At 40.5% G+C, this 482-nt stretch carries 1 rRNA gene; it reads right to left on the bottom strand.

Annotation, left to right across the window (positions count from 1 at the left end):
• Nucleotides 1–249: 249 nt before the first annotated feature.
• A 5S ribosomal RNA gene (gene rrf, locus LI112_RS17900) occupies nucleotides 250–367 on the bottom strand.
• Nucleotides 368–482 lie beyond the last annotated feature (115 nt).

The raw sequence follows: 482 nt of genomic DNA, 5'->3' as shown, positions 1-482 counted from the left end.
CTAGCGTAGGTATCAGCGGTCTTTGATTCTCGTTGCTTTTGATAATTATTATTATCGATGTCTTCCTATCTTACGTTTGTATATCAAGGATATTTGATTAGTTAATCAAATTTACATGTATGCAGTTTTCAAGGTACGATACTGACTGAATTTTTATCAGTCATATAAGAGGAAAAATCTTTTTCTTCTTATATCACTGGTAAAACCAGCTGTATGTTCATCAGATCTTCATCTGTTGTTCTTTTTTTGATCTGGCGGCCACCTGCTCTCCCACACCGTCTCCAGTGCAGTACCATCGGCCGCTTAGGTCTTAACCGTCGTGTTCGGGATGGGAACGGGTGTTTCCCCTAAGCGCATCGCCACCAGAAGCATATTTAGTTATTCTTGATAACTCAACAGTAAAACACATTCAATTTTCTACTTCTTCTTCCTTAGAAAGGAGGTGATCCAGCCGCACCTTCCGATACGGCTACCTTGTTACG

The sequence above is a fragment of the Blautia sp. 210820-DFI.6.14 genome (assembly GCF_020558815.1).
Lineage (GTDB): Bacteria > Bacillota > Clostridia > Lachnospirales > Lachnospiraceae > Blautia_A > Blautia_A obeum.
Note: the sequence above shows the minus strand (reverse complement) of the source record. Positions and strands in the feature narration are given on the sequence as shown.